Source organism: Actinomadura xylanilytica, from assembly GCF_030283145.1.
GTDB lineage: Bacteria > Actinomycetota > Actinomycetes > Streptosporangiales > Streptosporangiaceae > Spirillospora > Spirillospora xylanilytica.
Genome location: NZ_JASNWE010000003.1, coordinates 1,349,543 through 1,358,700, shown reverse-complemented (window position 1 = coordinate 1,358,700; position 9,158 = coordinate 1,349,543). Strand labels below are relative to the sequence as shown.

Genomic DNA, 9,158 nt, shown 5'->3' with positions numbered 1-9,158 from the left:
ACCCGGAAGTTAAGCCCTTCAGCGCCGATGGTACTGCACGGGAGACTGTGTGGGAGAGTAGGACACCGCCGGACTCTTTTTGTGAAAGGCCCCGCCATTCGGCGGGGCCTTTCTCATTTCTCCAGCTCTTTCAGAAGTGACTGCACGGCCAGCAGGTCGTCCTCGCTGAAGACGCTGACGCCGTTGCGTTCCAAGAGGACGGTGGTCACTCCGTCTCCCGCGACGGACACGCCGGCGAACGTCCCGTCGTGGACCCGCCCGTTCCCGCAGGAAGGGCTGCCCTGTTTCAGAAGCGCGATCCGGGCGCCGGCGCGCTCAGCGGCCTCCAGGGCGAGCCGGGCCCCGCGGACGAAGTGCTCCGTGACGTCCTCGCCTGCGGCGGTTCGTACTTGGGCCGTGCCGTCGAGCACCGCCGCGGCGTCACCGACGATCTCGGCCGGGGGGCGCGGCACCGGCAGACCGCCCGACACCTCCGGGCAGAACGGGACGAGACGTCCCTCCGTGCGCCACTGCGCGAACAGTTCGTCGTGCACGGCCTTCCCGCGCCCGTCGTACCGGACGGGCCTGCCGAGCAGACAGGAGCTCACCAGAATCGATTCCACACGATCAGCCTATGCGGACCGCTTCGATGGGACTCCCCGGCGACTCCCACTGGTCCTGGCCGGCGGGCCGTCGTGGGGCGGATGCTCACTGAAGTGGGTCCTGCCCGCTGCCAACTTCGCGTCGGCCCTGTGTATTCGTTCGGAACGGCGAGCGCTCCGTGCAGTTCGCGGGCGGCGGTGCCGGTAGAAAGGCAGGCGCTCTTGGTAGGCGGGGACTCCCGGCGGGACAGGCATTTCTGGCGAGGAAGGCAGCTCTGGCGAACCCGTCGCTGCTTTTCGCCGATATCCCGCTGCAAAATGTGATCACCTGACTACAATCGGCCATTGTCACTGACACTGGGTACCTCGTCCAGGGAGAGCGGCGATGCTTCATGCCTCGATCGCACCAGCCCGGCCGCAGCACCGGATTCGCGGGGGCGATGCCATCGTGATCACGCTCGCCGCCCTCATCGGCGCCATCACGGCCGCCGACCTCGTTCTGCCCGACCGCTACACCACCATGGCCCTCCTGGTCGCCGTCCCCACGCTGGCGGCGCTGTACCCCTCCTGCCCGCCCCGATACGCGCTGCTGATCGGGGCGCTGACGCTGGCCGTCGCGACGCCGCTCGCGATCCTGCACCGCGAGGCCCATCCGATCGTCGCGGTCGGCAGCCCGCTCGGCATCGCGGCCACCACGGCGATGATGTACATCTCCGCGCGCAGGCAGCAGCGCAGCGATACCGCCCAGGCCGACCTGCGCGAGATCGCCGAGGCGATGCAGCGGGCGCTGCTGCGGCCGGTGCCCGAACGGCTCGGCCCGGTGCACGCGCGGGTCCGCTACCTGGCCGCCGCGGCGCAGGCCCGCGTGGGCGGCGACCTCTACGACGTCGCCAGCACCCCCTACGGGGTGCGGCTGATCGTCGGCGACGTGATGGGGAAGGGGCTGGCCGCCGTCGAGCAGGCCACCGACGTGCTCGGCGCGTACCGCGAACTCGTCCAGCACGAGAAGTCGCTGCCCGAGGTCGCCGCCCGGCTCGACGCGTTCCTCGCCACCCGGACCGGTGAGGAGGAGTTCGTCACCGCGCTGTTCGCCGAGGTCTCCGCCGACGCCGACACCGTTGAGCTGGTCACGTGCGGGCATCCGCCGCCGCTGCTGCTGCGGGCCGACGGCCGGGTGGGGTTCGCCGACATGCTGCCCCCGGCCCCGCCGCTCGGCCTGCTGCGCATGGTGGAGGGAGGGTGCGCGGCCACCACCCTTGCGCTGGGGCCGGGGGACCGGATGCTGATCTACACCGACGGGGTGAGCGACGCGCGGAACGCGGCCGGCCGCTTCTACCCGCTCGCCGAACGCGCCCGCGCGTTGGCCTGCGACGATCCCCGAGAGCTGATGGAACGCCTCGAGACCGACCTGCGTGCCTACGTCGGCGGACGGCTCCACGACGACACGGCACTGCTCCTGGTGCGCTTCGGCTGGTGACCCCCGCACGGCGCGGCGCGCATCACGCGGGGCATGAGCTCCGGAGGGCGCGGGGTGCGCGGCGCGCGAGTTGGGGCCGGTGGTGGAGCGGCCCGGTCGCGTCCGGCCGAGGTGCGGGCGGGTCAGCTCTTCTTGTCGGCGCGGACGCGGTCGACGGCGATCTGCGCGACGCGCACCGCGGCGGCCGGGTTGAGGCGCACGCCCCGCCAGGCCAGCCGGCCATGGGCGGGGGCGACGATCAGCGCCTGGTTCTTGTCGATGCCGCGGACGATGTCGCGGGCCAGCTTCTCGGCGGTGTAGAGGCGGGGCGACGCCTTCTTGATGTCGTTCTTGGCGTCGCCGCTCATCGGGGTCTCGGGCAGGTCGGGGTTGACGTTGGCGAGCAGGGGGGTGTCGACGAAGCTCGGGCAGACCACGCTGACCCTGACGCCGCGTCCGGCTGCCTCGGCGCGCAGGCCGAGGGACAGCCCCACCACGGCGTGCTTGGTGGCGGTGTAGGGGATGCCGATCGGCATCGGGACCAGCCCGGCCAGTGAGGCGGTGTTGACGATGTGCCCGGAGCCCTGCGCCAGCATGATCGGGTACGCGGCGTGCACGCCGTGCACCACGCCCTTGAGGTTGATGTCGATGGCCCGGTTCCAGTGGTCGAGGGTGAGCTCCTCGGCCAGGCCGCCGATCGCGATGCCGGCGTTGTTGAAGACCAGGTCGAGCCGGCCGTGCTCGGCGGCGGCGCCCTTGTACAGCTCCTCCACCGCGCCCGCGTCGGTGACGTCCAGCGCCGCCGAGGTCGCCCTGCCGCGGCCGAGGGTGTTCAGCCGGGCCGCGACCTTCGCGGCGCCGCCCGCGTTGATGTCGGTGACGATCACCGTGTCGCCGCGCGCTACCAGGGACGTGGCGACCGCGCGGCCGATGCCGGACGCGCCTCCGGTCACGATCGCAATGCTCATCGGGGCTCCGCTCGCTGCGAGGGCCGACCGCGCGGCCGGGCCCGAAGGGGGAGTGGGCCCGGCCCGCGGCGACTAATTGGATGGGGCGTTTAATTGGGTGGATTCTACGGGGCGGTGGACCGTCCCGGTACTCACCGCGGTGCTAAGGACGGCCGGCCGGCTGCTCCAGCCGCTCCACCTCGAAGTCGGCCGGGTCCAGGCGCCGGGTGCGGAGCCAGTAGTTCACCGTCGAGGCGGGCCAGGCGGCCCGGTTGGCGCCGTCGCGGTCGAGATACCAGCCGGTGCAGCCGCCGGCCATCCAGACGGCGCCCTCCGACTTGCGGCGCACCCAGGTGGTGAACCCGAGAAGCCGGTGCCGACGATGACGACCTTGTACGGTCCGCCCGGTCCCGCCGCGGGCGTCACCGCGGCGGGACGGGGGGAGGGCGCGGGCGCGTCCGCCGCGGCGCGTGCGCGGGTCACGGGTCACGGGTCAGGCGGCCTTGGCCGGCTGGACGGCGCGGCGCCGCTTCGGCTCGTCCCAGATGCCGAACGCCTTCCACACCCGCTTGTTGACCGGGTTGACGACGTCGAGCTCGGCCATCAGATCGCGGATCTTGCCGACGGAGTTGGCGATCTCGGCCTGGGCCGCGTCGTTCTTGTAGGCGTCGCGGACGACGTCCTTGGGGATGTTGAAGTGCCGCACCATCGGGCCGGGCGGGGAGAGCATGATCCGCGCCATCACGCCGAGCACGATCGGGGTGGCGACGCCGAGGATCCGGCGCCGGATCGGGTTCATGTTCGGCACCCGGTGCTTGAGGTAGTGCCGGGCGAAGGAGATGTGCCGGGCCTCCTCGGCGATGTGGATCTTCATGATGGTCTCCTCGAGCGGGTGCTTGATGTGCCCGCCCTTGAGGGACTTGCGCTGCACGTAGTCGATCGGGTCCTCGCCGCCGAGCACGAACACGAAGAACAGCTCGGTGTTGACCAGCGGGATCCACGGGGCGGCCTGCGCGACCGCGCTGAGCGCCCGCGGCATGCCCTTGATCGGCATCTTGGTGCGGTTGACGAACTCCTGGAACATCATCCCGTGGTGACATTCCTCGGTCGTCTCGTGGTAGACGTAGCGGAACTCGGGCCGGCCGTTCGGCAGCCGGTAGGCGTAGTTGAGCAGGCCGCGCTTGAGCAGGTTCTCGAACTGAAGGCCGATCTTCATGGCGGTGGCGACCCGCCACAGCCCGATCTGCGCCTGGATCTCGGGCGGCTGGGACTGGTACCAGGCGGTCTCGCCGAGCCGGTCGAACGGCGGGAGGATCCAGCGCGGGTCGGTCTTGTCGACCAGGAACTCGGGCTCGTTCCACGGGATGTCGGCGTACGCCTCCCAGTGCTTGTCCACCGAGGCCTTGTTGAGGCGCTCGATGACACCCAGGTAAGCCTTCTTGTCCTTGACCTGCTCGCGGACTTCCTCGGCGAGTTCGGTGGGGGCCTTGGTCATGTCGAGCGCTCCCTCGGGAGGTGGGCGGTGTTCAGGGGGTCGGCGTGCTGGGTGCGGTGAACGGGGTGGGGTGAACGGGGTGCGGTGCGGGGTTCACGGCGTTCGAAGCGCTGTGTCGGGATGCTTCAGGTGTGCGTCGCGGCCGGGGCGTCGGGGGCCCTGAACTCGGCCACGGGTGCTTTGCCGAGGGGGGAGGCGGATTCGGAGGCGGGTTCGGAGGTCGCCGCACTGGAGGGGGGCGCGGTGGCCGCCGCTCCCCTGGTGCAGGCGGTGGACGTGACGCTCGTGGGAGCGGCGTCGCCCGGCGGGGTGGAGCCGGTGTCGGTGGTGGGCGGCGGGGACGCCGCGGTGGCTGTTCCGGGCTGGGGGACGATCAGCCGGGCGAAGTCCTTGACCTGCCTGAGCACGGCCTCCTGGTGGCTGCTGGCGTCATCGTCCAGCGCGTTCTGCACCGACAGCCCGACGAACATCGCGAACAGGCCGCGCAGCAGCGTCGGGACGAAGTCGGGCGCGAGCTCGTTCTCGGGGAACATGCGCTCGAAGGTCTCGGTGATGACCTGGAGGATGCGCTCGTTGAGGTCGCGGCAGAGCGGGCGCAGCTCCTCGTCGGTGCGGGCCGCGACGGCCAGCTCCATGAGCGCCTTGGCGGGCGGGCCGCGGAAGACCTCCCAGAGCAGGTCGAGCGCGCCCTCGACGTTGCGCCGGCCGGCCGGCAGCACCGCGAACGCCGACTCGTACGCCAGCCGCTGCGCCTCCAGCAGGTGCTCGAGCGACGCGGCGACCAGCACCATCTTGGTCGGGTAGTGGTGCTGCTGGGCGCCGCGCGAGACGCCGGCGCGGCGGGCGACCTCCGTGGTGGAGGTGCCCGACCAGCCCAGGTGGACGAGGCAGTCCATGGTCGCCTCCAGCAGGCGTGCCTGCGTCTGCGACCGGCGCTCCTCCTGGGTGCGCCGACCGCCGCCGCTGCTGCCGCGCCTGCGCGGATGACGTCGCCGAGTGCTCACTGACACACCCCGACCGTACGAGCGCGACATACAAGCAAGCAAGCCTGCATGTATGTTGCGCGGGTCACAATTGGACGGCGAGTCTGATTCGCGGGGCGTCCCGGGCCTGTTCCTCCGGGCTCGGAACGTTCCCGCACCCTGTTCACCGGCTGACCGGACGGCCGGTACCGCGTTGGGCGTACGCGCGCCGCAGGTGGTGCCGCACGGGGAGCAGGCGGGGTGCCTCTCCTGGCCGGACGACGCGCCGCAGACCATGGCGCGACGATCCGGTCCATGGGAAACGCAGCGGAGGCAAGGCGATCGATCACCGACGGGGCGCCCGGACGGCGCCCGGTCCCCGAGGACGAGGCGGCCGGCGGTCCGTTGGGGGGCGGTGCGCCGGAGGGTGGTGCGCGGACCGTGGGGCTCAGCAAGGTGTACGGCACGGGGGACATGGCCGTGCGCGCGCTCGACAACGTCAGCGTGGTGCTCCCGGCCGGCCGGTTCACCGCCGTCATGGGACCGTCCGGGGCCGGCAAGTCCACGCTCATGCACTGCGTCGCCGGGCTGGACGGCGCGACGTCCGGCAAGGTCTACGTCGGCGGCCAGGAGCTCGGCGCGCTCTCCGACCGGCGGCTCACCCGGCTGCGGCGGGAACGGATCGGGTTCGTCTTCCAGGCGTTCAACCTGCTCCCGACGCTCACCGCGCTCGACAACATCACGCTGCCGATGACGCTGGCCGGCACCCGTCCCGACCGGGAGTGGCTGGACACGGTGGTGCGGGTCCTGCGCCTCGGCGACCGGCTGACGCACCGTCCGTCCGAGCTGTCGGGCGGTCAGCAGCAGCGGGTCGCGCTGGCCCGCGCGCTGGTCACCCGGCCGCAGATCGTGTTCGCCGACGAGCCGACCGGCAACCTGGACTCCCGCACCGGAGCCGAGGTCCTCGCGCTGCTGCGCGGCGCGGTGGACGACCTCGGCCAGACCGTCGCGATGGTCACCCACGACCCGGCCGCGGCGGCCCGCGCCGACGCGGTGGTGTTCCTCGCCGACGGCCGCGTCGCCGACGTCATGGACGCCCCGACCGCCGACCGCGTCCTGGACCGGATGCACGGCCTCGGGGGCCTGTCGTGACCGGGCTGGTCCTCAAGGAGCTGTGGGGGCGCAGGCGGCGGCTCGCGGGCTCCCTCGTGGCCGTGTTCCTCGGCGTGGCGTTCCTTACCGGCACGCTGGTGCTCGGCGACACGCTGGCGGGGAGCATCGACGACTACTACGCGCGCGCGTACGGGGACACCGATGTCACCGTACGGAACGCGACCAAGGTGAGCGACGCCCCCTGGGGCCCCCGTGGGCAGATCGACGCCGCGGCCCTGGACCGGGTACGGCGCGTGGACGGCGTCGCGAACGCCGAACCGGTCATCCAGGGGTCGGGACAGTTACTGGCCAAGGACGGCACCACGATCCAGTCGCGCGGCCCCAGGACGGCCGGGAACTGGCTGACCGACCCGAAGCTCAACCCGTACCGCCTCGCTGAGGGACGGGCACCCCGCGCGCCCGACGAGGTCGTCATCAACAAGATGTTCGCCGACGAGGGCAGGCTCCGTGTCGGGGACCGCACGGCCGTGCTCACCCCTGAGAAGGTCCCGGTCACCGTCGTCGGCATCAGCAGGTTCGGAGACGAGGACGCTTTCGGCGAGACCGCCTTCACGGCGTTCACCCTGGAAGGCGCCCGCCGCTACGTCGCGCGTACACCAGACCGCATCACCGCGGTCTGGATCCGGGCCGCGGACGGGCTGAGCCAGGACGCGCTGGCCGCGCGCGTGCGGCCGGTCCTGCCGGCCGGGACCGAGGCCATCACCGGCGACGGTCAGGTGGACGAGGGACTGAGCGCAGTGGAGAGCGGATTCCTGCGGGGCTTCCGCGTCGTGCTCGCCGCGTTCGGCGGGGTGGCGCTGCTGGTCGCGGCGTTCAGCATCCACAACACGTTCGCCATCACCATGGCGCAGCGGACACGGGAGTCGGCTCTGCTGAGAGCGCTCGGCGCCCGGCGCCGCCAGGTCGTGGCGATCGCCGCCGCCGAGGCCCTGGCGGTCGGCGCCGTGGCCACGCTCGCGGGGCTGGCCGGCGGGATCGGCTTCGCGGAGCTGCTGAGACGGCTGTTCTCGGCCTTCCGGATCGGGATCGCGATGCAGGGGCTGGTGTTCACCGCCACCGCCGCCCTGGTCGCCGTGCCGGTCGGCCTGGCCGTCACGCTGATCGCCGCGCTCGGCCCCGCGCTGCGGGTCTCCCGGGTGCCGCCGCTGGCCGCGCTGCGCGAGGTCGCCGCCGAGAGCACCGCGCCCACCGACACCAGGATCATCATCGGTTCGGTGCTGGCCGCCGTCGCCGCGGGCTCGGTCGCCCTCGGCGCGCTGACCGGGCGGGTCCCGATGACCGCCGCGGGCGCCGTGCTGTGCCTGATCGCGATGGTGGCGCTCGGGCCCGTGGTGGCCCGCCGGGCCGCCGCGGTCGCCGGCGCGCCCGCGGCGCGGCTGCGCGGCGTCCCCGGCGCGCTCGCCCGCGACAACGCCCGGCGCAGCCCGCGCCGCACGGCCGGCGCCGCGACCGCGCTGATGATCGGCGTCGGCGTGGTCACCCTGCTCATCGTGCTGATCGGCTCGCTGCGCGCGGGGCTGGAGGACGGCGTGGCGGGCTCCTTCCATGGCCGGATCGTGGTCAACGCCGGCAGCAACGAGACCGGTGGATTCGACACCCGCTTCGCCGCGGACGCCGCCGAGCTGCCCCAGGTCCGGAACGTCGCCGGGATGGGACGGGGCGACCTGCGGGTGGACGGACGGCCCGCCAACGTGCGGATCGCCGACCTGGTGAGCCTGCAACGCGTGCTGGACCTGGACGTCGTCCAGGGCGGCCTCGCCGCGACCCCCTCCACGGGCGGGGACGGCGCGACCGGCGGGCTGGCGGTGTCGGAGAAGATCGCCCGCGACCGCGGCTGGCGGCCCGGGTCCCGGGTCGGCGTGACGTTCGCCGACGGGACCCGGCAGACCCTCCAGGTCGGCGCGGTCTACAAGAACACCGATCTCGCCGGCGACTACCTGGTGCCCCGCGCGGTGTGGAACGCGCACACCGGGCAGCCGCTCGACACCCTGGCGTTCGTCGACCTGAGGCCCGGGGCGTCGCCCGCGGACGCCGAGCGGGCCCTCACCAGGGCCGCCGCGCCTTACGGGGCCCCCGAGGCGCAGTCACGGGACCGCTTCGTCGCCGCGCAGACCGAGGACATTAACGGTTTCATCGCCGTCGTGTACGGGATGCTCGCGCTGGCGATCGTCATCGCGCTGCTCGGCATCGCCAACACCCTGGCGCTGTCGGTCCACGAGCGGACCCGCGAGCTCGGCCTGCTCCGGGCCGTCGGCGCGACCCGGTCCCAGGTCAGGTCGATGGTGCGCTGGGAATCGGTGATCGTCGCGCTGTTCGGGACGGCCGGGGGGATCGGGCTCGGCCTGTTCCTCGGCTGGGGGCTCGGCCGGTCGCTCGGCAACCCGTTCGCGCCGTCCGGGACCCAGCTCGCGGTGATCGCCGTGGTGGGCGCGGTCGCCGGTGTACCGGCCGCGATCCGTCCGGCCCGGCGGGCCTCCCGGTCGGCGATCCTCTCCTCGATCGCCGCGCCGTGACGCCCTGACCTGATGCCGGTCCCGGCCCTGA

The 9,158-nt window shown here is 72.7% G+C and carries 8 protein-coding genes and 1 rRNA gene; 4 read left to right on the top strand and 5 right to left on the bottom strand.

Annotation, left to right across the window (positions count from 1 at the left end):
• Positions 1-74: ribosomal RNA gene (gene rrf / locus QP090_RS37700) — 5S ribosomal RNA — on the top strand; the annotation flags it as partial.
• Between the two features lie 39 nt (positions 75-113).
• Here the strand turns inward: rrf and QP090_RS23800 are convergent.
• Positions 114-602, bottom strand: coding sequence for a 2-thiouracil desulfurase family protein (locus tag QP090_RS23800; protein WP_285941367.1), 489 nt, complete (start codon positions 600-602; stop codon positions 114-116).
• 427 nt (positions 603-1,029) lie between these two features.
• On the opposite strand from QP090_RS23800, the gene QP090_RS23795 reads away from it, so the two are divergent.
• Positions 1,030-2,058 (top strand): PP2C family protein-serine/threonine phosphatase, encoded by a 1,029-nt coding sequence (locus tag QP090_RS23795; RefSeq protein ID WP_285941365.1) that lies wholly within the window; start codon positions 1,030-1,032, stop codon positions 2,056-2,058.
• A gap of 122 nt (positions 2,059-2,180) precedes the next feature.
• Here the strand turns inward: QP090_RS23795 and QP090_RS23790 are convergent, their stop codons facing one another.
• The 4 genes from QP090_RS23790 to QP090_RS23775 form a co-directional block, all read right to left on the bottom strand.
• Positions 2,181-3,005 (bottom strand): SDR family NAD(P)-dependent oxidoreductase, encoded by an 825-nt coding sequence (locus tag QP090_RS23790; RefSeq protein WP_285941363.1) that lies wholly within the window; start codon positions 3,003-3,005, stop codon positions 2,181-2,183.
• Between the two features lie 142 nt (positions 3,006-3,147).
• Positions 3,148-3,333 carry a hypothetical protein gene (locus QP090_RS23785; protein WP_285941362.1) on the bottom strand — a complete coding sequence of 62 codons (186 nt, stop codon included), beginning with the start codon at positions 3,331-3,333 and terminating at the stop codon, positions 3,148-3,150.
• A 144-nt stretch (positions 3,334-3,477) separates the two neighbouring features.
• On the bottom strand, positions 3,478-4,479 hold the full coding sequence (locus tag QP090_RS23780; RefSeq protein ID WP_285941360.1) for an AurF N-oxygenase family protein: 1,002 nt from the start codon (positions 4,477-4,479) through the stop codon (positions 3,478-3,480).
• Positions 4,480-4,604: 125 nt separating this feature from the next.
• Positions 4,605-5,489 carry a TetR/AcrR family transcriptional regulator gene (locus tag QP090_RS23775; protein WP_285941358.1) on the bottom strand — a complete coding sequence of 295 codons (885 nt, stop codon included), beginning with the start codon at positions 5,487-5,489 and terminating at the stop codon, positions 4,605-4,607.
• 393 nt (positions 5,490-5,882) lie between these two features.
• Here QP090_RS23775 and QP090_RS23770 point away from each other — a divergent pair, with 393 nt between their 5' ends.
• Positions 5,883-6,593, top strand: a complete 711-nt coding sequence (locus QP090_RS23770) for an ABC transporter ATP-binding protein (protein ID WP_432763069.1) — start codon at positions 5,883-5,885, stop codon at positions 6,591-6,593.
• The gene (locus tag QP090_RS23765) at positions 6,590-9,127 is read left to right on the top strand and encodes an ABC transporter permease (protein ID WP_285941356.1); all 2,538 of its coding nucleotides are present in this window, start codon (positions 6,590-6,592) and stop codon (positions 9,125-9,127) included. Before QP090_RS23770 ends, QP090_RS23765 begins: the two co-directional genes overlap by 4 nt.
• The last annotated feature ends 31 nt before the right edge of the window (positions 9,128-9,158 follow it).

What these genes read in the sequence shown, in the direction of transcription:
- QP090_RS23790 (WP_285941363.1), bottom strand. Translation starts at nt 3,005, where the DNA reads ATGAGCATTGCGATCGTGACCGGAGGCGCGTCCGGCATCGGCCGCGCG.
- QP090_RS23780 (WP_285941360.1), bottom strand. Translation starts at nt 4,479, where the DNA reads ATGACCAAGGCCCCCACCGAACTCGCCGAGGAAGTCCGCGAGCAGGTC.